Origin of the sequence: Micromonospora kangleipakensis, assembly GCF_004217615.1 — a bacterium.
GTDB classification, from domain to species: domain Bacteria; phylum Actinomycetota; class Actinomycetes; order Mycobacteriales; family Micromonosporaceae; genus Micromonospora; species Micromonospora kangleipakensis.
This window is the reverse complement of record NZ_SHLD01000001.1, coordinates 2412426-2437545: the sequence shown is the minus strand read 5'-3', so window position 1 is coordinate 2437545 and position 25120 is coordinate 2412426. Positions and strand designations below refer to the sequence as shown.

The following is a 25120-nucleotide window of genomic DNA, read 5'->3' as shown; positions in this document are numbered from 1 at the left end:
CACCATGGACGAACCCCGGGACTCGGCCCGCCAACGCCTCCGGGACAGCATCGTCGACGCCGCCCGCGCGCAGACCGTCGCGACCGGCTGGGACGGCGTGCGGATGGGTGGGGTGGCGAGCGCCGCCGGGGTGAGCCGGCAGACCGTCTACAACGAGTTCGGCACCAAGGCGGGGCTGGCCGAGGCGCTGGCCCGGCGGGAGGTCGACCGGTTCGTCTCGGCGGTCCGCGCGGCCCTGCGGGAGCACGGCGCCGACGTCCGGGCCGGCGCGTACGCGGCCATCGCGCACACCCTCACCGAGGCGGCCGGCAACCCGCTGATCAAGGCGATCCTGACCAGCGCCCGGGGCGGCTCGGACGAGCTGCTGCCCTACCTGACCACCCGCTCGGAGCTGGTGCTGGCCGAGGCCTCCGGGGCGCTGCTGGAGTGGGCGAGCAGCCACCTGCCGGCGGCGGACCCGGCCCGGCTGGCGTTCGCCGCCGACACGATCGTCCGCCTGGTGGTGAGCCACATCGTGCTCCCCCAGGCCCCGCCCGAACAGACCGCCCGCGCCCTGGCCGACCTGGCCCTGCACCTCTTCCTCACCTCGACCACCCCGACCGACCGCGGGCGTTGATCAAGAGGTTTGGGTCAGAATCCGGCTGCCTCCCGACGCAGACTTCTTGATCAACCAGCCCAGCGGGCGAGGGTCAGCGGATGACCTGGCCGCGGAGGATGATGCGGGACGGGGTGCGGACGACGCGGAGGTCGCGGCGCGGGTCCTCCGGGTAGACGACCAGGTCGGCGAGGCCGCCCTCGACCAGGCCGGGGAAGCCGAGCCAGGCGCGGGCGCCCCAGGAGGCGGCGGCGAGCACGTCCAGCGTGGACATGCCGGCCTGCTCGTGCAGCAGCAGCATCTCCTCGGCGGCCAGTCCGTGGTCGATCCCGCCGCCCGCGTCGGTGCCGACGTAGATCGGCACGCCCGCCTCGTACGCGGCGCGGACCACCTCGGGGAAGCGGTCGCGCAGGGCGAGCATGTGGTCGGCGTACCCGGGGAACCTGGCGCGGGCCTGCTCGGCGATGCCGCCGAAGGTCCGGATGTTGATCATCGTGGGGACCAGGGCGGTGCCCTGCCGGGCCATCAGGTCGATCAGGTCGAGGCTGAGCCCGGTGCCGTGCTCCACCGAGTCCACCCCGGCCCGCACCATGATCTCCACGGCCGACTCGGAGAAGGTGTGCACCGCGGCGCGTACCCCGGCGGCGTGCGCGGCCCGGACGGCCGCGGTCATGGTGTCCGCGTCCCAGGCCGGCGCCAGGTCGCCCACGCCGCGGTCGATCCAGTCCCCGACCAGCTTGACCCAGCCGTTGCCGACGGCGGCCTGCGCGGCCACCGTCGCGGCCACCTCGGCCGCGCCGACCTCCACGCCGATGTCGCGCAGGTAGCGCTTCGGCGGGGCGACGTGCTGGCCCGCGCGGGCCAGTCGCGGCAGGTCCGGCTCGTCGTCGAGCTCCGGGTACGGGTACGGGGAGCCGGCGTCCCGGATGGCCAGCACGCCGGCGTCCCGGTCGGTGCGGGCCAGCTCGCGGGCCTGGTCGAGGGAGGTGATCGGGGCGCCGCCCCGGGCGATGCCGATGTGGCAGTGCGCGTCGGTCAACCCCGGCAGCACGAAGCCGCCGTCGGCAATCGTCTCCGCTCCGGGCACCGGGTCGAAGGTCACCCGGTCGCCGTCCAGCCAGATGTCCCGGACCTCGTCGTCCGGCAGGAGCACACCACGCACATGCAGAGCCATGTGCACAGTCCTACCCGATCACTCCGCGTCCCGCGCGAGCAGCCCGGCTTGGCGGCTCCGGAAACGACGGCGGCCCCGCCACCGGGACGGGTGGCGGGGCCGCGCGACGTCGACGCGGGATCAGCGGGGGCGGTTGTCGCCCTTGCCGAGCTTGTTGAAGTCGATCTTCGGAAGCTTGAAGCCCGGGGGCAGGCCCTGGCCGCCGGCCAGGTCGCCCGGGTCCAGCCCCGGCGGGAGCTGCGGCATGCCGCCCGGGAAGCCGCCCGGCAGCCCGGCGCCCGCCCCGGTACGCGGCCGCCCGCCGCCCTTGGTGCCCTTGCGCTTGTTCTTCGGCGACTTGGTCGCCTTGCGCCGGCCACCGCCGGGCAGGCCCATCATGCCGCCCATCTGCTTCATCATCTTCTGCGCGTCGGTGAAGCGGTTGAGCAGCTGGTTGACGTCCATCACGGCGACCCCGGAGCCGCTGGCGATGCGGGCCCGGCGGGAGCCGTTGATGATCTTCGGGTTGGTCCGTTCGGCCGGGGTCATCGACCGGATGATCGCGGTGACCCGATCGAAGTGCTTGTCGTCCAGCTCGGCGAGCTGGTCCTTCATCTGCCCCATGCCGGGCATCATGGCCAGCACGTTGGCGATCGGGCCCATCCGGCGGACCGCGATGAGCTGGTCGAGGAAGTCCTCCAGGGTGAACTGCTCGCCGCCCATCAGCTTGGCGGTCATCTTCTCCTTCTGATCGGCGTCGAAGGCCTGCTCGGCCTGCTCGATCAGAGTGAGGACGTCGCCCATGCCGAGGATCCGGCTGGCCATCCGGTCGGGGTGGAAGACGTCGAAGTCCTCCAGCTTCTCGCCGGTGGAGGCGAAGAGGATCGGCTGGCCGGTGACCTCCCGGACCGACAGCGCGGCGCCACCGCGCGCGTCGCCGTCGAGCTTGGAGAGGACGACACCGGTGATGCCGACGCCGTCGCGGAAGGCCTCGGCGGTACGCACCGCGTCCTGACCGACCATCGCGTCGATGACGAAGATGACCTCGTCGGGCTGGACGACGTCGCGGATGTCGGCGGCCTGCTGCATCATCTCGGCGTCGATACCGAGGCGGCCGGCGGTGTCCACGATGACGATGTCCCGGGCGGCCCGCTTGGCGTGCTCGATCGAGGCGCGGGCCACCTGCACCGGGTCGCCGACGCCGTTGCCGGGCTCCGGGGCGTACACCTCGACGCCGGCGCGGCCACCGAGCACCTGGAGCTGCCCGACGGCGTTGGGGCGCTGGAGGTCGGCGGCGACCAGCAGCGGCTGGTGGCCCTGGGCCTTGAGCCAGCGGGCCAGCTTGCCGGCGAGGGTGGTCTTACCGGAACCCTGGAGGCCCGCCAGCATGATCACCGTCGGCGGGTGCTTGGCGAACTGGAGCCGCCGCCCCTCGCCGCCGAGGATGTTGATCAGCTCCTCGTTGACGATCTTGATGATCATCTGCGCCGGGTTGAGCGCCTGCGAGACCTCGGCCCCCCGCGCCCGCTCCTTGACGTTCGCGATGAAGCCCTTGACCACCGGCAGGGCGACGTCGGCCTCCAGCAGCGCCATGCGGATCTCGCGCGCGGTGGCGTCGATGTCGGCGTCGGTGAGCCGACCCTTGCCGCGGAGCTTGGTGAAGATCCCGGACAGGCGGTCACTCAAGGTGTCAAACACACGAACATCCCGTTTGTCAGTGTTCCGGCGGGTACAGACTCGGCCGGCACGCACAAGGCCGGCCACCCGCAAGGGTAACCGTCCCACCTCGCCACTGCTTCCCGCCGGCCCGGCCCGCCCGGCATCGTCAAGATCGCCCTACGGAGACGGCCGCGTGCCGTTCCGCCAGAAGATCACGAAACGACCAGCCCCGACTGGTACGCGAAGACCACCAGCTGGGCCCGGTCCCGGGCGCCCAGCTTCACCATGGCCCGGCTGACGTGGGTACGCGCGGTGGCCGGGCTGACCACCAGCCGCTCGGCGATCTCCGCGTTGCTCAGGCCCTCCCCGACCAGCGCCACCACCTCCCGCTCCCGGTCGGTGAGCGTGCCGAGCCGGGGGTGCGGTCGGGGCACCCGGGCCGGCCGGGTGGCGAACTCGCGGACCACCCGCCGGGTCACCGACGGCGACAGCAGCGCCTCCCCCTCGGCGACCAGCCGGATCGCCCGCAGCAGCTCCGCCGGCCGGGTGTCCTTGGTGAGGAAGCCGCTGGCCCCGTACCGGAGCGCGTCGAAGACGTACTCGTCCAGCTCGAAGGTGGTCAGCACGACCACCCGGGTGCCGGCCAGCTCGGGGTCGGCGACGATCCGCCGGGTCGCCTCGATGCCGTCCACGCCGGGCATCCGGACGTCCATCAGCACCACGTCGGGGCGTTCCCGCCGGGTCGTCTCGACCGCGGCCAGCCCGTCGGCGGCCTCGCCCACCACGGCGAGGTCGTCCTCGCTCTCCACGAGGGCGCGCAGCCCGATCCGGACCAGGTCCTGGTCGTCGGCGAGCACCACGGTGATCACTGAGCCTCCTCCACGGGCAGGGTCGCGGACACCCGGAACCCGCCGCCCGGTGCGGGGCCGGCGGTGAACGTGCCGCCCAGCGCGGTCACCCGTTCCCGCATGCCGGCCAGGCCGTAGCCGACCCGCGGTCCGGGGGCCGGACCCCGACCGGTGTCGGTCACCTCGATCGCCACCCCGGTCCGGGTGTGGCGGAGCCGGACGGTGGCGGTGGCCGGACCGGCGTGCCGCAGCACGTTGGTCAACGACTCCTGCACCACCCGGTACGCGGCCAGGTCGACGGCGACCGGCAGGGTCCGGGGCTCCCCGGTGACCTCCACGGTGACCGGCACCCCAGCGCCGGCCAGCCGGTCGCGCAGCTGCGGCAGCTGGGCCAGCCCGGGGGCCGGGGCCCGGTCGTCGGCCGCCTCGTCCCGCCGGACCACGGTGAGCGTGACCCGCAGCTCGTCCAGGGCCTCCTTGCTGGTGCGGCTGATCGCGGTCAACGCCGCCTCGGCCTGCTCGGGCTTGCGGGCCAGCAGGTGCAGGGCGATCTCCGCCTGCATGTGGATCGCGGCGAGGCCGTGGCCGACCACGTCGTGCACCTCCCGGGCGACCCGCAGCCGCTCCGCGTCGGCCAGCCGGCGCGCCTCGTCGACCCGGCCCCGCGCGGCGTTCTCCCGGACCAGCCGGACCGTGGTGCCGACCGCGAACGGGACGACCACCCAGGCGGCTGCCGGCATGGCGCCGAGCAGCCCAGGCGGGCGCACCCCGACCACCACGTGCACCAGCAGGGCCGCCAGCGCCACCCCGCCGGCCACCGCGCCGGTGCGCAGCGGCAGGTACGCGGCGACCGTGTAGACCGCGACGAGGAACGAGAACAGGATCGGCCCGTACGGATAGCCGAGCACGAGGTACGCCGTGGTGGCCGCGGTGACCACCGCCAGCGTCGCCAGCGGCCAGCGCCGGCGTACCGCCAGCGCCAGCGCGGCCACCGCCACCAGCGGGTACGTCGCCCGGCCGGTGTCGATCCCCTCGTTGGCGCCGGCCGGTGCGGTGCCGACCAGCCCGATCCCGAGCAGCACCAGGGCGACGACGGCGTCGTAGATCTGGTCGCTCCACTCAATCCCGCGGTCCCGGTCCACCGTCCCCACCCCCGCCCGGCCTAGCCGATGTCCCGGCGCTGCAGCAGCAGCCCGCCCAGGGCCGCGAAGGCGACCAGGTAGGCGGTGACGACCAGCGCCGCCTGGCCGCCGCCGACGGCCGACGCGACGCCGGGGGTGTCCCCGGGCGCGCCGAGCGTCGCCGCCAGCGAACCCGCGTTCGGGCCGGGCAGGCCCTTCTGCACCTGGGCCACCCAGTCGAGCAGGGGCGCGGCGATCGCGGCGAGCAGGTTCTGCACCGCGAGCATCCACACCAGACCCAGCCCGACCGGCAGGGCCACCGACCGCAGCGCGACGGCGAGCACGGCACCGAGCATGGCCCACATCGTCGCGATGAGCCACCCCGCCCCGATCCCGGTGAGCAGGTCGCCGGCGCTCGGCCAGGACACCGGCTGCGACTCGGCGACGGCGATCAGCGCGGCGGCCACCGCGCCGAGGACGAAGACGGAGAGCACCACGACCAGCGTGGCGGCCGCCAGGGCGAGCAGCTTGCCGGCGTACACCTCCAGCCGGGAGGGGCCCTGGGACAGGACGGTCTTCCAGGTGCCCCAGCCGTACTCGCCGCCGACGGTGAGGACGCCGAGGATCAGCACGATCGCGCCGAGGAAGAACGGCAGCCCGCCGAGCGAGTTCCCGACCAGGTGGTCCGGGAGCAGCATCGGCAGGGTCCGGTCGCTGTTCGGGCCGACGGTCCCGCCGGCGATGCTCGCGTACGGGAAGACGTAGGTGAAGATCAGGGAGAGCGCCAACGTGATGGCCAGCAGCAGCCAGGACGCCGGCCGGCGGACGAGTTTGGCCAGTTCGGCCCGGAAGCTACGCGACATCGGCCGTTCCCTTCTCGATGAGCTCAAAGAACACCTGCTCCAGGTCCCGCTCGCGGGGCCGCAGCTCGCGGACCGCCACCCCGGCGCCGACCAGCTCGGCGTTGAGCCACGCCGCCCGCTCCGGCTCCACCGCCAGCTCCAACCCGCCGTCGACCACCCGGACCCGCTCGGGTCCGACCAGCTCCCCGACCCGGGTGGCGGCCTCGTCGAGCGGGTCGGCGAGCACCCGCAGGCCGGCCGCGCCGCGCAGCTCGGCGACGCTGTCCTCGGCGATCAGCCGTCCCCGGGAGATCACCCCGACCCGGTCGCAGACCTGCTCGACCTCGCCGAGCAGGTGGCTGGAGACCAGCACCGTGCAGCCGCCGGCGCCCAGGCGCCGGATCAGCGTGCGCATGTCCGCCATGCCGGCCGGGTCGAGGCCGTTGGTCGGCTCGTCCAGGATCAGCAGGCGTGGGTCCTTGAGCAGGGCGGCGGCCACGCCGAGCCGCTGCTTCATGCCCAACGAGTAGCCGGCGTACCGGTCGCCGGCCCGGTCGGTGAGGTCGACCAGGTCCAGCACCAGGGCGACCCGGTCGGCCCCGACGCCGGCGTAGCGGGCCAGCACCCGCAGGTTGTCCCGGCCGGAGAGGTAGGGGTAGAAGGCCGGCCCCTCGATCAGCGCGCCGACACCGCCGAGCCGGCCGGCGCCGGGCGCCCGGCCGAACAGCCGTACCGTGCCGGAGGTCGGGCGGACCAGCCCGAGCAGCATCCGCAGCGTGGTGGTCTTGCCGGCGCCGTTCGGGCCGAGGAAGCCGTACACCTCGCCGGCCCGGACGGTCAGGTCGAGGTCCCGCACGGCGGTCAGCCCGCCGTACCGTTTGGTGAGCCCCTGGGTCTGTACTGGCAGGTTCATGCCCCGAGAGTGCCGGCGCACGGGCCGGCGCACGTCACCCCGCGGGCGGCATCCCGGCTACGCAGCCGGACGTAGGCCGGCGTTCAGACGGCGGCCAGCACGGCGGCCTCCAGCCGGCCCCGCTCGGCGTCGTCGGGCCAGCCGCCGACCAGGTAGAACGCGTCCACCACGTCGGCGCCGAGGGTGGAGATGCGGGCCGCCCGAACCTGCGCGCCGGCCTCGTCGAGGGCGCAGGTGACCCGGTAGAGCAGTCCGGCCGCGTCGGCGGCGCGCAGCTCCAGCAGCACGGCGTCGGTGGCCGCCTCCCGGTGCCAGACCACCCGGGGCGCGGCGCCCTCGCCGCGCGCGGCGAGGGCCCGGCCGCGCAGCCGCTGGGTGACCGAGACGTCGCCGGTGACCGCCCGGCGCAGGTCGGCGCTGAGCGCGATCGGGTCGGGCGCGAGCCCGTAGCGGGGTTGCACCCGGCATTCGACCAGGGCCCGGCCGTCGACCGTGGAGGCGTCCGCGGAGAGCACCTCCAGCCGGTGCAGGGCCAGGCAGCCGGCGACCGTCGCGAGCAGGCCCCGCCGGTCCGCCGCGGCCACCGCCACCCGGTCCTCGGTGAGGTGGACGACCGGCAGCGGCCCCGCCACCAGCGCCGGGTCGGGGGCCGGGGGCGCGGGCAGGACGCCGGTGTCCAGCGCGGTACGGACCCGGGCGACCAGTTCGGCGACCAGCCGCCCCTTCCAGTCCGACCAGGCGGCCGGCCCGGTCGCGGCGGCGTCGGCCTGGACCAGGCCGTGCAGCAGGTCCAGGGTGGTGGTGTCGCCGACCCGCTCGGCGACTCCGGCGATGGTCTTCGGGTCGGCGAGGTCGCGGCGGGTGGCCACGTCGGGCAGGAGCAGGTGCAGCCGGACCAGCGCGCCGATCAGCGCCACCTCGTTCTCGGGCAGCCCGATCCGGGCGGCCACCGCCTCGGCCACCGGCGCGCCGACGGTGCTGTGGTCGCCGACAAGTCCCTTGCCGATGTCGTGCAGGAACGCGCCGAGCAGCAGCAGGTCGGGGCGGTCCACCTCGCGGGTGTGCCGGCTCGCCTCGTACGCGGTCTGCACCAGGTGCCGGTCGAGGGTGAACCGGTGCACCGGGTTGTGCTGGGGCAGGCTGCGCAGCCGGGTCCACTCGGGCAGCCAGCCTTCGATCAGGCCGTACCGGTCGCAGGTCTCCCAGGCGGGCACCAGGCCGGGACCGGCGCCGAGCAGGGTGATCAGCGCGGCCCGGGCGGCCGGCGGCCACGGCGCGGGCAGCGGCGGGCAGTACGCGGCCAGCCACTCGCACGTGGCCCGGGCGATGGGCAGCCGGGTGGTGGCCGCGGCGGCGGCGACCCGCAGCGACAGGCTGGGGTCGGGGCGGGCCCCGATGGCGGTGCGGGCGAGCACCAGCTCCCCGTCGTGTTCGACGACGTCCCGGGCCACCGGGCGGCGGATCGGGCGGCCGTCGGCACCCCGGCGGCGGCCGGAGCGGAGCCGGTCGGCGGCGCGCCAGGCGTCGTCGAGGGCGTGGCTGACGGTGCGGGCGTCCCCGGCGACCCGCCGCAGCAGGGCGTCGCCGTCGTCCAAACTGAGCAGCTTGGCGACGCCGTCGCGTTCCTGCGCGACGAGCCGGTCGACCCGGCGGCCGACCTGCTGGTGCAGGGCGTCCCGGGCGTCCAGCAGCCGCAGGTGGGCGGCGCGGACGGCCGGGCGGAGCGCGTCGGTGATCCCGGCGGTGGCGATGGCCCGCAGGATGCCGACGTCGCGCAGCCCGCCGGCGGCCTCCTTCAGGTCGCCCTCCAGCAGGAAGGCGAGTTCGCCGTGGGTGGCCCAGCGGGCGGTGGTGAGCTCCCGAAGGCCGGGGAGCTGGCGGACGGCGGTGCGCCGCCAGTGGTCGGTGGCGGTGCGGATGAGCTGGTCGGCGAGCGCCCGGTCCCCGGCGACGAAGCGGGCGTCGAGCAGCCCGAGGGCGACCTTGACGTCGTCCTGGGCCACCGAGAGCGCCTCGGCGACGGTCCGGACGGAGTGGTCGAGCCGCAGCCCCGCGTCCCAGATCGGATACCAGAGCGAGGCGGCCAGCTCGTCCGTCCCGGGCACCCCGGCGTGCAGCAGCACCAGGTCGAGATCCCCGTACGGCGCGCACTGCCGCCGCCCCAGCCCGCCCACGGCGATCAACGCGATCCCGTCCCGCCGGGGCAGCAGCGACCCCAGCCACGAGTCGAACGCGTCGGCCCGCGCCTCCCGCGCCGCCTCCCCGATCCCGCCGGGAACGCCGACGACCTCGTTGATCAAGAGGTTTGCGTCGCCGTCGCCGGGGTGTCCTGACGCATTCTTCTTGATCAACGAGGTCATCGGTGCGGGTCTCCTACAGGGCGTCCAGGCCGCGTTCGCCGGTGCGGACGCGGACGACCTCCTCGACGCCGGTCACCCAGACCTTCCCGTCGCCGATCTTGCCGGTCCGGGCCGCCGCCACGATGGCGTCGACGATCTTCTCGACGTCCATCTCGTCGGTGAGCACCTCGACCCGGATCTTGGGCAGGAACTCGACCGTGTACTCGGCACCCCGGTAGACCTCGGTGTGCCCCTTCTGCCGGCCGTAGCCCTGGACCTCGCTGACGGTCAGCCCGGCCACGCCGAGGGCGTGCAGGGCCTCCTTCACCGCGTCCAGCTGGTACGGCTTGATGACCGCGGTCACCAGCTTCATGTCCAACCCCTCCATCCCAGGAACGTTAACCGGCGACCTTTTCGCTGACCGGCTCGGCCGGCTCGTCCGCCGGCCCGGCGGACTCCGGGGCCGGCTTGGTGGCGCCGATCCCGGCCATGGCGAACGCGCCGCCCGCGCTGCTGCCCGTGGTGGGCGAGAGGTCGTACGCGCTCTCCGCGTGCTCGGCGACGTCGATGCCGGCGACCTCGTCCTCGGCGTCGGACCGCAGGCCGATCGTCTTCTTGATGACGAGGGCGATCAGCGCGGCCACCCCGAAGGAGTAGACCGAGACGATGCCGCTGGCCAGCGCCTGCCGACCGAGCTGGGTGACCCCGCCACCGTAGAACAGGCCCTCGCTGGCGCCCAGGCCCTCGATGGCCGAGTTGACCTGGAGGGTGGCGAAGAGGCCGATGGAGAGGGAGCCGATCCAGCCGGCGACGAAGTGCACGCCGACCACGTCGAGCGAGTCGTCGAAGCCGAGCCGGTACTTCAGGCCGACCGCGACCGCGCAGACCGCGCCGGCGACGAGGCCGAGCAGCACCGCCGGGAGCGGAGCGATGAAGCCGCAGGCGGGGGTGATGGCGACCAGGCCGGCGACGGCGCCGGAGGAGGCGCCGACCAGGGTCGGCCTGCCGTTGCGCAGCCACTCCACGATCGCCCAGCCGAGCAGGCCGGCGGCGGTGGCGACCTGGGTGTTGACGAAGGCCACCGCGGTGGTGCCGTCGACTGTCAGCTCGGAGCCGGCGTTGAAGCCGAACCAGCCGAACCAGAGCAGGCCGGCGCCGAGGGCGACCAGCGGCACGTTGTGCGGCTTGAAGCTCTCCTTCGGCCAGCCGATGCGCTTGCCGAGGATGAGCACCAGGCCGAGACCGGCGGCGCCGGCGTTGATGTGGACCGCGGTGCCACCGGCGAAGTCCAGCGCCTTGATCTTGGAGCCGATGAAGCCCCCGCCCCAGACCCAGTGCGCGACCGGCACGTAGACCAGCGTGAACCAGGCGAAGGCGAAGAGCAACCAGCCGGAGAACTTGAGCCGGTCCGAGACCGCGCCGGAGATCAGGGCCACGGTGATGACGGCGAACATCATCTGGAAGACCATGAAGACGTACGTGGGGATGCCGGTCCCCGCGCCGAGGAAGAGCCACTCCTCGCCGATGAAGTTCGTCTGCGTACCGAAGTACTGGGTGAAGCTGCCGATCACGTTGTTGGCCCCGGCGCTGTCGTTGGTGCCGAACGCCAGGGTGAAGCCGTAGATGACCCAAAGTACGGAGATGAGCCCGATCGCGGAGAAGCTCATCATCATCATGTTGAGTACGCCCTTGGACCGGTTGAGGCCGCCGTAGAACAGGGCCAGACCGGGCGTCATGAGCAGCACGAGCGCAGACGACAAGAGCAACCAGGCGGTGTTGCCGGTGTTGATCTCCACGCTGCCTCCTCTCGGTGTGGAAGTCCTCCCCCGGCTGAGACCTGGCAGCATCGCCCGTCAGCCGGTTGCGCGGAAGCTTCGTCGCCGGCTGTTTCACTCAACGACCCCAGCCGATTTCCGGTCCGTGACGGCTTGTTTCGTACGTGTGAAGAAACCCGCACAGTCGCCGGGATGGACGGCGGTGGATCGGCCGTACGGCGGGCGTCGATGGCCGGGCGACCAAGCGACGCCCGCGGGGCCGGCCGATCAGCGCAGCGCGTACTCCAGGGCGTGCCGCTCGTAGTCGAGCAGCCGCAGGTCCCGCATCGGGCGGCGGAGGTGCCCCTTGTGCACGATCCGGACGAACGCCGGCTCCCCGGCCGCCGCCATCCGGCGGATCCCCTCGACGTGGTCGACGATCCGCTTGCGGATCGTCCGGATCAGCCGGTGCCGGTCCCGCGGGATCAGCCCGTACGCGTCGGCGAAGAGGCGCAGCCGGCGTGGCCGGTCGGGGTGCTTCCAGCCCAGGGTGATCGAGTCCCGGTCGGAGAAGATCGGTACCCAGGTCCAGGCCGCGTACGCCACGTCGTAGATCCGCGCGCCGGGCGAGGCCAGGTCGAAGTCGATCAGCCCGAGGGTGCCGTCGGGCCGCCAGATCACGTTGTGCGGGGCGGCGTCGTGGTGGCAGATCACCTCGGTGTCCGGCGGGGGCGGGCCGAACGAGCGCCAGACCGCCCCCGGCGGCGGGGTGAAGCCGTACTGGGCGTCATGGAACATCCGCAGCATGGTGGCGACGGTGACCAGCGCCTCGTCGGTGACCCAGTGCCGGGCGAGCGGGTACTCCCCGCACTCCCCCTCCAGGTACGACAGGACCTCCCGGTTGCGCTCGTCCATGCCGAGGGCGCGGGGCGCGCCCGTGAACCCGACGTACTCCAGGTGGCGCAGCAGGGCGTGCACCGAGGGGGTCCACGGGCCGGCGTTGCGCCGGACCGTGTCGCCCACCCGGACCACGGTGCTCACGTTCCCGCCGTGCAGCGGGATCTCCTGCGAAGTCACGTACGGTCTCCCGAGGCGCGGCGACGGGTGGCTGTGGTCGCGCCACCCGGCATAGGCGCGATCGTCGGTCGTCACCCGAGGTTACGCGTCCCGGGCGAGCGGCTCGGTCCCGAGCAGCGCGTCGACGAACTGCGCCGGGTCGAACGGCGCCAGGTCGTCGGGGCCTTCGCCGAGGCCGACCAGCTTGACCGGGATGCCCAGCTTGCGCTGCACGGCGATCACGATGCCGCCCTTGGCGGTCCCGTCGAGCTTGGTCAGCACCACGCCGGTCACGTTGACCACCTCGGTGAAGACCCGGGCCTGCTCCAGGCCGTTCTGGCCGGTGGTGGCGTCGAGGATCAGCAGGGTCTCGTCGATAGGGCCGTGCTTCTCCACCACCCGCTTGACCTTGCCCAGCTCGTCCATCAGGCCGATCTTGTTCTGCAGGCGGCCGGCGGTGTCGACGAGGACGGTGTCCACGCCGGTGTCGATGCCGCGCTTGACCGCGTCGAAGGCGACGCTGGCCGGGTCGGCGGCCTCGGGCCCGCGGACGGTCTCGGCGCCGACCCGGCCGCCCCAGGTCTCCAGCTGGTCGGCGGCGGCGGCCCGGAAGGTGTCGGCGGCGCCGAGCAGCACGGTCCGTCCGTCGGCGATCAGCACCCGGGCGATCTTGCCGCAGGTGGTGGTCTTGCCGGCGCCGTTGACGCCGACGACCAGCACCACGGCGGGCATCCCCACCTTGGGGGCGGTCTTCAGCGACCGGTCGAGGGTCGGGTCGAGGGCGTTGACCAGCTCGGCGGCGAGCAGGGCGTGCAGCTCACCGGCGGAGCGGGTGCCGAGCACCCGGGTCCGCTCGCGGAGCCGGTCGACGATCTCCCGGGTGGCGTCGATGCCGACGTCGGCGGTGATCAGGCTGTCCTCGATCTCCTCCCAGGCGTCCTCGTCCAGGTGCTCCCGGCTGAGCAGGCCGAGCAGGCCCTTGCCGAAGACGTTCTGCGAGCGGGACAGCCGGGAGCGCAGCCGGACCAGCCGGCCGGCGGTGGGCTCGGGGACCTCGATGGCGGGCGCGGGCGCCTCGATCACCGGTGGCGGTTCGACCAGGACGCCGGTGGAGAGGTCGGACTCCGCCGCTTCGACCGGCGGACCGGCCAGGTCCTCCTCGGCCCGGGTGTCGACCTCCGTCTCCGGCAGCGGCGGCTCGGGACGCCGGCGCAGCCGGGGCACCACGAGGCTGAGGCCGCCGAGGATCAGCACGCCGAGCAGGGCGAGTGCGACGAGGAGGTATTCCTTCATGCCGAAATCCTGTCAGATGGCGACGACGGCGTCTCATCGACCGCACCCCGTTGCCTGCGCGGGCCGGCGGTAGGCTCGACGCCAGCCAGCTGTGGTGCGACCGCCGGCCGGGTAGTAAACATGAAGTCCGCTCACCTCGGAGGTCGACCATGCCCAGCGCGCGCCTGCTGATCGGTCCGTTGCTGCGGCGGGTCGTCGGCACGCGGGCGACCGTCTGGGTCGAGACCAGCGCACCCGCCGTGGTCACCGTCCGCACGGCCGACGGCGCCGCCGGGACCGCGCCGACCTTCTCCGCGTACGACCACCACTACGCGATCGTCGTGGTGGCGGGGCTCACTCCGGAGAGCGCGACGACCTACGAGGTGCTGATCGACGACGAGGTCGCCTGGCCGGTGCCGGAGAGCGGCTTCCCGGCCAGCGTCATCCGGACCCGGGCCGCCGACGACCGGGACCAGCCGGTGAGCCTGCTCTTCGGCTCGTGCCGGGAGACCACCCAGCACGCCACGGCCCGCAAGCTGCCCCCGGACGCGCTCGACGCGTACGCCCGCCGGCTGATCGCCGACCCGGACCCGGCCGCCCTGCCGGACCTGCTGGTACTCCTCGGCGACCAGGTCTACGCCGACGTCACCTCGCCGACCGTGCGGACGCTGCTCAAGCGGCGCCGGCGGCGGCCGAAGGCCGCCCCGGCGACGCAGGTGGTCAGCTTCGACGAGTACACCAAGCTCTACCTGGAATCCTGGCGCGATCCGGAGATCCGCTGGCTGCTCTCCACCGTGCCGAGCGTGATGATCTTCGACGACCACGAGGTCATCGACGACTGGAACACCTCGGCCGCCTGGCGGGCGGACATGCGCCAGCAGCCGTGGTGGGCCGAGCGGATCCGCAGCGGGCTCGCCTCGTACTGGGTCTACCAGCACCTGGGCAACCTCGCCCCGGACGAGATCGCCACCGACCCGCTCTACGCCAAGGTGGCCGCCGCCGAGGACGCCACGGGCGTGCTGCACGAGTTCGGCGAGCGGGTCGACACCGAGGCCGACGTCGCCCACGACACCGAACGCTGGCGGGCCGTGCAGTACCAGTGGAGCTACGCGCTGGACCTGGGCCGTACCCGCCTGGTGATGCTGGACAACCGGTCCAGCCGGGTGCTGGAGTCGGGCAACCGGGCGATGCTGCCGCCGGGCGAGTGGTCGTGGTTCCTCGACCGGGCGCACGGCGTCTACGACCACCTGGTGGTCGGCGCCTCGCTGCCCTGGCTGCTGCCGCCGGGCATCCACCACATCGAGGCCTGGAACGAGCGGCTGGCCGACTCCCGCCGCCCCTGGGTGGCCCGGGTCTCCGAGCAGCTCCGCCGGGCCCTCGACCTGGAGCACTGGGCCTCGTTCCGCCGCTCCTTCGAGGCCCTCGGCGAGCTCTTCGCCCGGCTCGGCAGCGGCACGCCGGGGCACCCCGGCGACCGGGTCGGCGCCGGCCCGGCGTACGCGCCACCGGCCTCGATCAGCGTGCTCTCCGGTGACGTGCACCACTCGTACGTGGCCCGGGCCCGGTTCGCCGACCCGGCCGTTCGCACCCCGGTGCACCAGCTCACCTGCTCCCCCATCCACAACCAGGTGCCGGCCGCGGTGCGCCCGCTGATGACGCTGGGCTGGTCGCGCGGCCCGGCGACGGCCACCCGCGCCCTGGCCCGCTCGGCCGGGGTCCGCCGCCCGAACGTGCGGTGGAAGAAGCTGGCGGGCCCGTACTTCGGCAACGCGGTGGCCACGCTGACCCACCGGGGTCGCTCGGCCCAGGTGGTGATCGAGGGCACCACCAGCGCCGGTCAGCTCCGGACCGTGGCGCAACGCCGGCTCACCGACGCCGCCTGAGTACGCTCTTCGCCGTGAACGAGCACCTGCCGGAGACGCTGCGCGCGGTGGAGGACGAGCTGGCCGCGTTGCTGCGCCGCGGGCGGGCGCTGTCCTGGGAGATCGCCCGGGAGGTGCATCCCAACCTGGAGCCGAACGCGTACGGGCTGCTGCTCTGGCTGCGGCGCTGCGGCTCGATCCGGCTGACCGACCTGGCCGTCCGGCTCGGCATCGGCAAGGGGACGCTCAGCCGGCAGATCCACGGCCTGGAGGGGCTCGGCCTGGTGCGTCGCGACCCGGATCCGGACGACCGGCGGGCCGCCCAGCTCAGCCTCACCGAGGAGGGCACCCGCCGGTTCGACGCGGCCCGGGCGGCCCGGCTGGGGCAGATGCGGCGCACGATGGAGAGCTGGCCGAGGCGGGACGTCGAGGAGTTCGCCCGGCTGCTGCACCGGTTCAACGAGACCTTCTGAGCCGCTCCGACGGGAATAAGACCTGCGCCACGTGAAGTTGTTGCTTGAGGCAACCAACTCTTACAGTTGCCTGAGGCAACTCTTCCCCCCGAATCGCTGCGGAGGCACCCCACGATGACCCAGGCGACAGCGCCCAGCCGGGCGACCGCCGTCGAGATGACCCACCCGCAGATCCTGGAGGCCCTCTCCGGCCTGCTGCTGGGCATGTTCGTCGCGATCCTCTCCTCCACGGTCGTCTCGAACGCGCTGCCGCGGATCATCACCGAGCTGCACGGCGGTCAGTCCGCGTACACCTGGGTGGTCACGTCGACGCTGCTGGCGACCACCGCGACCACCCCGATCTGGGGCAAGCTCGCCGACCTGACCAGCAAGAAGATCCTGGTCCAGCTCGCCCTGACGGTCTTCGTGCTGGGCTCGGTGCTGGCCGGCCTCTCCCAGTCCACCGGGCAGCTCATCGCCTGCCGGGTCCTCCAGGGCGTCGGCGCCGGCGGTCTCACCGCGCTCGCTCAGGTGATCATGGCAACGATGATCGCGCCGCGGGAGCGGGGCCGCTACAGCGGCTACCTCGGCGCGGTGATGGCCGTCGGCACCATCGGCGGCCCGCTGATCGGCGGCGTGATCGTCGACACCGACTGGCTCGGCTGGCGCTGGTGCTTCTACGTCGGCGTGCCGTTCGCCGTCCTCGCCCTGATCGTGCTCCAGAAGACCCTGCACCTGCCGGTGGTCAGGCGCGAAACGAAGATCGACTGGTGGGGCGCCACGCTGATCACGGCGGCCGTCTCGCTGCTGCTCATCTGGGTCACCCTCGCCGGCGACAAGTACGACTGGCTCTCCTGGCAGAGCGCCGTCATGGTGGCCGGCGCGCTGCTGCTCGGCGTGCTCGCCGTCCGGGTGGAGAACCGGGCCAGCGAGCCGATGATCCCGCCGCGGCTGTTCCGCAACCGCACCATCACCCTCGCCGTGGTCGCCAGCATCGCGGTCGGCGTCGGCATGTTCGGCGCGTCGGTCTTCCTCGGCCAGTACTTCCAGATCAGCCGCGGCGAGAGCCCGACCATGTCCGGCCTGATGACCCTGCCGATGATCCTCGGCCTGCTGGTCTCCTCCACGGTCGTCGGCCGGATCATCACCAACACCGGCCGCTGGAAGCGGTACCTGGTCGCCGGCTCGGCCCTGCTGACCGCCGGCTTCGCGCTGATGGGCACCCTCCGCTACGACACCCCGTACTGGCAGCTCAGCGTCTACATGGCGCTGATCGGCATCGGGCTCGGCATGACCATGCAGAACCTCGTCCTCGCCGTGCAGAACACCGTCGGCCCGCACGAGCTCGGCGCGGCCAGCTCGGTGGTCGCCTTCTTCCGCAGCCTCGGCGGCGCGATCGGCGTCAGCGCGCTCGGCGCGATCCTCGGTCACAAGGTCAAGGACTACATCGCCGACGGGCTGGCCGGCCTCGGCATCCCGGCCGGCGGCTCGGGCAGCGGCGGCACCCTGCCGAACGTGCACACCCTGCCCGCCCCGATCCGCACGGTGGTCGAGTCCGCGTACGGGCACGGCGCCGGGGACATCTTCCTGGCCGCCGCCCCGTTCGGGCTGATCGCCCTGATCGCGGTCTGCTTCATCCGGGAGGTGCCGCTGCGCCGGCACAACGACGACCCGCTGACCGCCGAGGTCGAGCGCGAGTCCACCGTCGCCGCCGGCGGCGGGGCCGCCGTGGTCCGGACCGGCATCCGGGACTGACCCGATGAGCACCCCGGTCGATCGTGAGGAGTACGGCCCGGAGGCCCGTCCACTGCCGTTCGAACGCGGCACCGACGGGCCCCGGGTGGTCCTGGTCGGCGTCGACGGCACCCGGACCTCGCTGCGTGCCGCCGCGTACGCGGCGGGGCTGGCCCGCCGGCAGGGCGCCGGCCTGGTGGTGGTCTTCGTCAGCTCCCCCGCCGCCTACACCGGACTGATCTCCGGGGTGGTCGCGGGGGCGGTGCAGCAGACCCACGACGAGCTCGCCGCCGAGCTGCGGGAGCAGTTCCGGCGCGGGGCCGACGAGCTGGGCCTGCCGGTCACCTTTCTCTGCCGGCGCGGGGACGCGTACGCCGAACTCTGCAAGGCGGCCGACGAGTACCGCGCGGACCTGGTCGTGGTCGGGTCGTCCGAGCAGGCCGGGCACCGCCTGGTCGGCTCGGTCGCCACCCGGCTGGTCCGCACCGGCCGCTGGCCGGTCGTCGTGGTGCCCTGATATTCCGTCGCGGCTGTCGGACCCGCCTAGCAGGATGGCCGGCATGACCTGGAGAGCGCCGGAGATCACCCGGACCACCGAACCGCACGTCGCCGACGAGCGGGCCATGCTGGAAGGCTGGCTCGACTACCACCGGCAGACCCTGCTGATGAAGTGCGCCGGCCTGACCGCCGAACAGTTGAAGACCCCCAGCGTGGAGCCGTCGGGGCTGACCCTGCTCGGCCTGGTCCGGCACATGTCCGAGGTCGAGCGCTGGTGGTTCCGCATCCGGGCCGCCGGCCAGCAGCTCGGCGACCTCTACAACACCGAGGCCAGCCCGGACGGTGACCTGGACGACATCGCCGACGCCGACGCGGAGGCCGACTTCGCCACCTTCGCCGCGGAGGTCGAGGCCGCCCGAAAGGCCGCCGCCGACCTGTCGCTGGACCGGACCTTCCTGCGCCTTCGCCGCGACGGCAGCGCCGACGAGATGAACGTCCGCTGGGTCTACGTGCACATGATCGAGGAGTACGCCCGGCACAACGGCCACGCCGACCTGATCCGCGAACGCATCGACGGCGTCACCGGCGACTGACGGCCTGGTCCGCTCCGGATACGGCAGGTCGCGGTCTCCCGGGAAGGGGTTGCCAGCCGCTCGGGATGTGATGAGCTTTAGCGCTCATTGGCGTTCTATAGTCTTCCGGTGAATTTGAAGGAGTGGGCGGCTTCCCAGGGCATCTCGTATGTGACGGCGCGTCGCTGGTACGAGGCGGGGAAGCTGCCTGTTCCCGCCTACCGGGTCGGCCGACTGATCGTGATCGGTAACCCCCTGCCGACCGCGGTCGGCAGGGGGGCGACTGTGGTGTACGCCCGGGTGTCGTCTGCGGACCAGCGCGCCGACCTGGATCGCCAGGTGGCTCGGGTGACCGCGTGGGCCACTGGCCAGAACCTCGCGGTGTCCCGGGTGGTGACAGAGGTTGGCTCCGCGCTCAACGGTCACCGCAGGGAGTTCCTCGCCCTGCTGCGCGACCCGGACGTGACGACGATCGTGGTCGAACACCGCGACCGGTTCGCCCGCTTCGGCGCCGAGTACGTCGAGGCGGCACTCGCCGCGCAGGGCCGCCGCCTGCTCGTGGTCGATCCGGCTGAGGTTGACGACGACCTCGTGCGCGACGTCACGGAGATCCTGACTTCGCTGTGCGCCCGCCTCTACGGCCGCAGGGCCGCCGCGGATCGGGTGCGCCGCGCGGTCGAAGCCGCCACCGCCCAGGATGAGCCGGCGTGAAGACGATGCAGGCGTACCGTTTCGCCCTGGACCTGACGCCGTCGCAGGAGCGGGCAGTGCTGGCGCACGCTGGTGCGGCGCGGGTGGCGCACAACTGGGCGCTCGCGCGGGTCAAGGCCGTGATGGACCAGCGCGCCGCCGAGCGAAGCTACGGGGTTGCCGACGCTGACCTGACGCCGGCGGTCGGTTGGTCGCTGCCCGCGCTGCGTAAGGCGTGGAACGCGGCGAAGGGCGACGTCGCGCCGTGGTGGGCCGAGTGTTCCAAGGAGGCGTTCAACACCGGCCTCGACGCCCTGGCTCGGGCGTTGAAGAACTGGGCTGATTCACGTGCGGGTAAGCGGGCGGGGCGGCCGGTGGGCTTCCCCCGGTTCAAGTCCCGCCGCCGGACCCGGCCGAGTGTCCGGTTCACCACCGGCGCGATCCGCGTGGAGGCGGACCGCAAGCATGTGATGTTGCCCCGGTTGGGTCGACTGAAGACCCACGAGTCGACCCGCAAGCTGACCCGCCGCGTCGACGCGGGCGCTGCCCGCATCCTGTCCGCCACGGTCCGCCGCGACGGCGGACGCTGGTACGTGTCGTTCACCTGCGAGGTGCAGCGCGCTGACCGTGTCCCGACTCACCCGTTCTCGACGGTCGGCGTGGATGTTGGCGTCACACACCTCGCGGTGCTGTCGACCGGCGAGCTGGTGCCCAACCCGCGCCACCTCGACACCGCCGGACGGCGAATGCGACGCCTCGCCCGTCGGATGTCCCGGCGGGTCGGCCCGGACCGACGTACCGGGCAGCGGCCGTCGAACCGGTGGGAGCGGGCGCGCCGCCAGATGACCCGCGCTCACGCCCGGGTGGCCAACCTGCGCCGCGACGGCCTGCACAAGCTCACCACCCGCCTTGCCCGCCAGTACGGCACGGTCGTGGTGGAAGACCTCAACGTCGCCGGGATGCTACGCAACCGGCGACTGGCCCGGCGCATCGCCGACGCCGGGTTCGCCGAACTGCGGCGGCAGTTGGCATACAAGACCGAATGGAACGGCGGCCGGCTAGTCGTCGCCGACCGGTGGTACCCCTCATCCAAGACGTGCTCGGGCTGTGGCGCGGTGAAAACCAAGCTGGCCCTGTCCGAACGCACCTACACCTGCACCACCTGCGGCCTGGTCCTCGACCGGGACCTCAACGCCGCACGAAACCTCGCCGCACTCGCGGCTGAGGTCGACACCGCCGGGAGTGGCCCGGTGGCTGGACGTGGAGCCAACCGTAAGACCCGCCACGGCGGGCCGGTGGCCGCGAAACGTCAACCCGGCACCGCTCCGGCGGGTAAGGCCGGGACCGCCCCGCCGCAAGGCAGGGCTGCGTGAGCGCTTATGAGTGCTCACTTGCAACGGACACCGCGACCCGCCGCGCGCGCGTTCAGGCCTCAGTACGCCAGCGCCGCCCGCAGGTAGCGCAGGTCGGCAGGGCCGCCCCAGCGGTGCGCGGAGAGGCCGGCGACCCGGGCGCCCCGGACCGCCCAGTCCTCGTCGTCGACGAAGAGCACCCGCGATTGCGGGGTCTCCAGGGCCGCACAGGCGGCCTGGAAGTACTCCTTGGCCGGCTTGTTCACGCCGATGACCGAGGAGTTGACCACCACGTCGAAGTCGTCGGTCAGACCGAGGGCGGCCAGGTCGGCGTCGAGCAGGTCGGTCGCGTTGGTGCCCAGCCCCACCGGGACGCCGGCCGCCCGGACCTCGCGGATGAAGGCCAGCACCTCCGGGTCCACCTCGCCCCGGTAGCGCTGCCACTCCTCGACCGCGGCGCGGGCCCGCTCCGGGCTCCCCAGCGACGGGGTCAGCGCGTCGGCCACGCTGGACACCCACTCCGCGTGGCTGACCCGACCGGTCAGCACCGGCTGGAGCCGGCCCCACTGCATGGCGATCTCGCCGAGGACACCCTCGGACAGGCCGTACTCCCGCTCGACGCCGGCGGCCACCGCCGGGTCCCAGCGGCGCAGCACGCCGTCGAAGTCCACCAGGAGCGCCGTCGCGCGTTCCCGAGCCACTAGTCGTTCTCCTCGCCGCGGCCAGGCCGCTCGTCGTCCTCGGCCCGGTTGAGCCGTTGGCTGATCACCTGGGTGACGCCGCTGCGCATGGTCACGCCGTAGAGCGCGTCGGCGATCTCCATCGTCCGCTTCTGGTGGGTGATCACGATCAGCTGGCTCTTCTCCCGCAACTGGGCCAGCAGCGTGATCAGGCGGCCCAGGTTCACGTCGTCGAGGGCCGCCTCCACCTCGTCCATGATGTAGAACGGGCTGGGCCGGGCGCGGAAGATCGCCACCAGCATCGCCACCGCGGTCAGCGAGCGCTCACCGCCGGAGAGCAGCGACAGTCGCTTGATCTTCTTGCCCGGCGGCCGGGCCTCCACCTCGACGCCGGTGGTGAGCAGGTCCTCCGGGTCGGTGAGGATCAGCCGGCCCTCGCCGCCGGGGAAGAGCACGGTGAAGACCTGCTCGAACTCCCGGGCGGTGTCGGCGAACGCGCTGGCGAAGACCTCCAGGATCCGCTCGTCGACGTCCTTGACCACGGTGAGCAGGTCCCGCCGGGTGGCCTTGAGGTCCTCCAGCTGCTCGGAGAGGAACTTGAAGCGCTCCTCCAGCGCGGCGAACTCCTCCAGCGCGAGGGGGTTGACCTTGCCGAGCAGGGCCAACTCCCGCTCCGCCTTGGCGGCCCGCTTCTCCTGCACCGGGCGCTCGTACCGGACCGGCTCGGGCACCGGCAGGCCGTCCCGCTCGGCCGCCGCGACGTCCACCTGGGTGGGCGGGACGAGCTGGGCCGGGCCGTACTCGGCGACCAGGGTCTCCACGTCGAGGCCGAAGTCCTCGGCCGCCTTCGCCTCCAACTGCTCGATGCGCAGCCGCTGCTCGGCGCGGGCCACCTCGTCCCGGTGCACCTGGCTGGTGAGCCGCTCCAGCTCCGCGCCGAGGCGCTTGGCCGCGCCGCGTACCTCCTGGAGCTCGGCCTCGCGGGCGGCGCGCTCCCGGGCGACCGCGTCGCGGTGCTCCTCGGCCCGGGCGATGGACTCGGTGAGCCGGGTCAGGGCCTCGCGGGCGCCGCCGACCACGGCCCGGGCGATCGCCGCGCCGCGGGTCCGGGCCGCCCGGCGGGCCGCCGCGCGTTCCCGCGCGGCCCGCTCGGCGGTCGCCTGCCTGGCCAGGGAGTCGGCCCGGCCGGCGATCGACGAGACCCGCTCCTCGGCGGTACGCACCGCGAGCCGGACCTCCATCTCGTTCTGCCGGGCCTGCGGCACCATCGCGGCGAGCTGGTCACGCTCCTCGGTGGACGGTTCGGCGTCGAGCGGGGTGTCCTCGGCGAGCCGCAGCCGCTCCTCCAGCTCCGCCAGGGCCAGCAGGTCCCGCTCCCGGGCCGCCTCGGCGCGGGCCCGGGACTCGCCCAGCCGGTCCGTCTCCGCCTTCGCGGAGCGGGCCGCGGCGCCCAGCTCGGCGAGCCGGCGGGCGGCCGCGTTGCGGTGGCTCTCCGCCTCCCGCTTGGCGGCGGCGGCGTGCTGCACGGCCTCCTTCGCGGCGGCCACCTCGGCGCGCGCGTCGACGAGCTGCTCACGCAGCTCGGCGCTGGTCCGCTCGGCGGTGAGCCGGTTGGCCCGGGCCTCCTCGACGGCGGCCTGCACCTCGATGTAGCTGGGCGCCTTGGCCGACCCGCCGGCCGCCGCGTACGCCCCGACCACGTCCCCGTCCGGGGTGACCGCGCGCAGCTCCGGGTTGCCGGCGACCAGCTCGGCCGCGGCGGCGAGGTCGTCGACCAGCACCACGTCGCGCAGCGCCCGGTGCACGGCCGGACGGATCTCGGCCGCGCACTCCACCAGGTCGGGCGCCCAGCGGGCGCCCTCGGGCAGCCTGGGGCGCAGCGCGTCGGCCGGCCCGGCCATGCCGGGCCCGGCTGGGCTGCCGACCAGCAGGCCGGCCCGCCCGGCGTCGGAGATCTTCAGCAGCCGCATCGCCTCGACGGCCTCGTCCACCCCGCTGACCGCCACCGCGTCGGCGAGCCCGCCGAGCGCGGCGGCCAGCGCCGCCTCGTGGCCCGGAGTGACGGTGAGCAGCCCGGCCAGGCTGCCGAGCAGGCCGGGCACCTGGTCGGCGCGGGCCAGCAACGCGCCCGCGCCGTCCTTGCGGCGCAGGCCCATGGCGAGGGCCTCCTCGCGGGCCTTCCAGGTGGCAGCGTCCTTCTCGGCGGCGCGTTCGGCGTCGGCGAGGGTCCGCACGGTCGCCTGGGCCCGCTCCTGGGCGGCCACCGCCTCGGCGTGCCGGGCGTCCAGGTCGGCGTTGTCCCGGTCCGCCTCGGTGGACACCTCCTCGACGGCGTCCAGCTCGGCCTGGGCCTTCTCGGCGCGGGCCAGGGCGTCGGCGTGGGCGGCGGCGAGCCGTTCGATCTCCTCGCCGGCGCTGGTGGTCCGCGCCCGCGCGGAGTTGACCTGACCGGTCAGCCGGGCCAGCCCCTCCCGCCGGTCGGCGATCGCCTTGGCGGCGGCGACCAGCTCGCGTTCGGCGGCGGCGAGCTGCCGTTCCAGCTCCTGCCGGTGCTCGACCGCCTCGGCCAGCCGGATCTGATCGTCGGTCAGCGCCGCCCGCAGCTCCTCCTCCTGCTCGCGGACCCGCTGCGACTCGGCCTCCAGCTGGTCCGGGTCGCGGCCGGGGCGCTCGTCGTCGCCGGAGGCGCTGAGGTGGCGCAGCCGCTCCCGGGCGAGCTGCTCGATGGAGCGGAACCGTTCCTGCAGGGCGGAGAGCTTGTACCAGGTGTCCTGGGCGGCGGCGAGCAGCGGCGCGTCCTCGGCGAGGGCGCCCTCCAGCTCGCCGAGCCGGGCCTGCACCTCGGTGTGCTCCGCCTCGATCTGCTCGCGCCGCTCGCGCAGCGCCGTCTCGTCGGCGATCTCCCGGTCCAGTGTGGTGCGCAGCGTGGCCAGGTCGTCGGCGAGCAGCCGCAGCCGGGCGTCGCGCAGGTTCGCCTGGATGGCGGCGGCGCGGCGGGCCACCTCGGCCTGCCGGCCCAGCGGCTTGAGCTGGCGGCGCAGCTCGGCGGTGAGGTCGGTGAGCCGGTTGAGGTTGGTCTGCATCGCGTCGAGCTTCCGCAGCGCCTTCTCCTTGCGCTTGCGGTGCTTGAGGACGCCGGCCGCCTCCTCGATGAACGCCCGCCGGTCCTCCGGCTTGGCGTGCAGCATGCCGTCGAGCCGTCCCTGGCCGACGATGATGTGCATCTCCCGGCCGATGCCGGAGTCCGACAGCAGCTCCTGGATGTCGAGCAGGCGGCAGGAGTCGCCGTTGATCTCGTACTCGCTCTCGCCGGAGCGGAACATCCGGCGGGTGATGGAGACCTCGGTGTACTCGATCGGCAGCGCGCCGTCGGTGTTGTCGATGGTGAGGGTGACCTCGGCCCGGCCCAGCGGCGCCCGCCCGGCGGTGCCGGCGAAGATGACGTCCTCCATCTTGCCGCCGCGCAGCGCCTTGGCGCCCTGCTCGCCGAGCACCCAGGCGATGGCGTCGACGACGTTGGACTTGCCGGAGCCGTTCGGACCCACCACGCAGGTGATCCCGGGCTCCAGCTTGAGCGTCGTCGCGGAGGCGAAGGATTTGAAGCCCTTCACCGTCAGGCTCTTGAGATGCACCTTCTCGATCCTTGTCCGGTGGCCGCCGTACCGTCGCCGGCTGCGCGGACCTGGTGAACCCGCAGACTAACCCGGGGGCCGGGGCACCCCGGTACG

Annotated in this window: 21 protein-coding genes; 8 read left to right on the top strand and 13 right to left on the bottom strand. The window is 73.6% G+C overall.

Annotated features, from left to right (window positions below):
- Positions 1-4 precede the first annotated feature (4 nt).
- On the top strand, positions 5-616 hold the full coding sequence (locus EV384_RS11835; RefSeq protein WP_130332897.1) for a TetR/AcrR family transcriptional regulator: 612 nt from the start codon (positions 5-7) through the stop codon (positions 614-616).
- A 73-nt stretch (positions 617-689) separates the two neighbouring features.
- Here EV384_RS11835 and EV384_RS11830 read toward each other — a convergent pair whose 3' ends face one another.
- The 11 genes from EV384_RS11830 to ftsY form a co-directional block, all read right to left on the bottom strand.
- Positions 690-1769, bottom strand: a complete 1080-nt coding sequence (locus EV384_RS11830) for an amidohydrolase family protein (protein ID WP_130332895.1) — start codon at positions 1767-1769, stop codon at positions 690-692.
- Between the two features lie 120 nt (positions 1770-1889).
- A complete protein-coding gene (gene ffh, locus EV384_RS11825) occupies positions 1890-3446 on the bottom strand; it encodes a signal recognition particle protein (protein WP_130332893.1) in 1557 nt (518 codons plus the stop codon).
- A 173-nt stretch (positions 3447-3619) separates the two neighbouring features.
- Positions 3620-4276 (bottom strand): response regulator transcription factor, encoded by a 657-nt coding sequence (locus EV384_RS11820; RefSeq protein ID WP_130332891.1) that lies wholly within the window; start codon positions 4274-4276, stop codon positions 3620-3622.
- Complete coding sequence (locus tag EV384_RS11815) at positions 4273-5397, bottom strand: sensor histidine kinase (RefSeq protein WP_242624022.1); 1125 nt, start codon at positions 5395-5397, stop codon at positions 4273-4275. Before EV384_RS11815 ends, EV384_RS11820 begins: the two co-directional genes overlap by 4 nt.
- Before the next feature lie 20 nt (positions 5398-5417).
- Positions 5418-6239: an ABC transporter permease gene (locus tag EV384_RS11810; protein WP_130332889.1), complete on the bottom strand. Its 822-nt coding sequence runs from the start codon at positions 6237-6239 to the stop codon at positions 5418-5420.
- Entirely contained in the window at positions 6229-7131 is a 903-nt protein-coding gene (locus EV384_RS11805; RefSeq protein ID WP_130332887.1) for an ABC transporter ATP-binding protein, read from the bottom strand. Before EV384_RS11805 ends, EV384_RS11810 begins: the two co-directional genes overlap by 11 nt.
- Before the next feature lie 83 nt (positions 7132-7214).
- Positions 7215-9491, bottom strand: coding sequence for a [protein-PII] uridylyltransferase (locus EV384_RS11800; protein WP_130332885.1), 2277 nt, complete (start codon positions 9489-9491; stop codon positions 7215-7217).
- Between the two features lie 13 nt (positions 9492-9504).
- Entirely contained in the window at positions 9505-9843 is a 339-nt protein-coding gene (locus EV384_RS11795; RefSeq protein ID WP_170839442.1) for a P-II family nitrogen regulator, read from the bottom strand.
- A 25-nt stretch (positions 9844-9868) separates the two neighbouring features.
- Positions 9869-11317, bottom strand: coding sequence for an ammonium transporter (locus EV384_RS11790; RefSeq protein WP_207232297.1), 1449 nt, complete (start codon positions 11315-11317; stop codon positions 9869-9871).
- 195 nt (positions 11318-11512) lie between these two features.
- Positions 11513-12376 carry a phosphotransferase gene (locus EV384_RS11785; RefSeq protein ID WP_207232296.1) on the bottom strand — a complete coding sequence of 288 codons (864 nt, stop codon included), beginning with the start codon at positions 12374-12376 and terminating at the stop codon, positions 11513-11515.
- A gap of 6 nt (positions 12377-12382) precedes the next feature.
- Positions 12383-13573, bottom strand: coding sequence for a signal recognition particle-docking protein FtsY (gene ftsY / locus EV384_RS11780; protein ID WP_130332879.1), 1191 nt, complete (start codon positions 13571-13573; stop codon positions 12383-12385).
- A gap of 149 nt (positions 13574-13722) precedes the next feature.
- Here ftsY and EV384_RS11775 point away from each other — a divergent pair, with 149 nt between their 5' ends.
- From EV384_RS11775 to tnpB, 7 genes are all read left to right on the top strand, one after another.
- Complete coding sequence (locus tag EV384_RS11775) at positions 13723-15435, top strand: alkaline phosphatase D family protein (RefSeq protein WP_130332877.1); 1713 nt, start codon at positions 13723-13725, stop codon at positions 15433-15435.
- Positions 15436-15449: 14 nt separating this feature from the next.
- A complete protein-coding gene (locus EV384_RS11770; protein ID WP_242624021.1) occupies positions 15450-15887 on the top strand; it encodes a MarR family winged helix-turn-helix transcriptional regulator in 438 nt (145 codons plus the stop codon).
- A 114-nt stretch (positions 15888-16001) separates the two neighbouring features.
- Entirely contained in the window at positions 16002-17621 is a 1620-nt protein-coding gene (locus EV384_RS11765; RefSeq protein WP_130332875.1) for an MDR family MFS transporter, read from the top strand.
- 4 nt (positions 17622-17625) lie between these two features.
- Positions 17626-18117 carry a universal stress protein gene (locus EV384_RS11760; protein ID WP_130332873.1) on the top strand — a complete coding sequence of 164 codons (492 nt, stop codon included), beginning with the start codon at positions 17626-17628 and terminating at the stop codon, positions 18115-18117.
- A gap of 43 nt (positions 18118-18160) precedes the next feature.
- On the top strand, positions 18161-18691 hold the full coding sequence (locus EV384_RS11755) for a DinB family protein (RefSeq protein WP_130332871.1): 531 nt from the start codon (positions 18161-18163) through the stop codon (positions 18689-18691).
- A gap of 108 nt (positions 18692-18799) precedes the next feature.
- Positions 18800-19381, top strand: a complete 582-nt coding sequence (locus tag EV384_RS11750; RefSeq protein ID WP_130332869.1) for an IS607 family transposase — start codon at positions 18800-18802, stop codon at positions 19379-19381.
- 5 nt (positions 19382-19386) lie between these two features.
- Positions 19387-20733, top strand: a complete 1347-nt coding sequence (gene tnpB, locus EV384_RS11745) for an IS607 family element RNA-guided endonuclease TnpB (RefSeq protein WP_130340453.1) — start codon at positions 19387-19389, stop codon at positions 20731-20733.
- Between the two features lie 59 nt (positions 20734-20792).
- On the opposite strand, the gene EV384_RS11740 is transcribed toward tnpB, so the two are convergent.
- Together EV384_RS11740 and smc are read right to left on the bottom strand one after the other, a co-directional pair.
- A complete protein-coding gene (locus EV384_RS11740; protein ID WP_130332867.1) occupies positions 20793-21413 on the bottom strand; it encodes an HAD family hydrolase in 621 nt (206 codons plus the stop codon).
- Complete coding sequence (smc, locus tag EV384_RS11735; protein ID WP_130332865.1) at positions 21413-25024, bottom strand: chromosome segregation protein SMC; 3612 nt, start codon at positions 25022-25024, stop codon at positions 21413-21415. Before smc ends, EV384_RS11740 begins: the two co-directional genes overlap by 1 nt.
- Positions 25025-25120 lie beyond the last annotated feature (96 nt).